General features: G+C 49.6%; 1 protein-coding gene. It reads left to right on the forward strand.

Annotated elements, in window-relative coordinates:
* Nucleotides 1-26: 26 nt before the first annotated feature.
* A partial coding sequence (locus RMT89_RS43500) for a hypothetical protein (RefSeq protein ID WP_315889280.1) occupies nucleotides 27-266 on the forward strand: 240 nt, incomplete at its 3' end.

Raw genomic sequence — 266 nt, forward strand, 5'->3', positions numbered from 1 at the left:
TGATTAATAACAGTTACAGCCGTAATATGGCCGACAAACCGATATTCCGCCATACCTACCCTACTGAACCAGAACGTGACCGCGCCAACCTGTGGGGCGATCGTAATTATTTCAGCCATCAAGATCCCAGTGCTGCTATTTCCCCCTGGTTGACGACTAATTTGCAACAACATCCTCAAGCACAAAACAACGGAACAATCAGCGCCGAGCAGATCACTGCACACTGGACCTTTGATCATCGCTGGGATCCGGAAGCCGAATTAGCC

Origin of the sequence: Streptomyces sp. P17 (assembly GCF_032436805.1) — a bacterium.
Classification (GTDB): Bacteria; Actinomycetota; Actinomycetes; order Streptomycetales; family Streptomycetaceae; genus Streptomyces.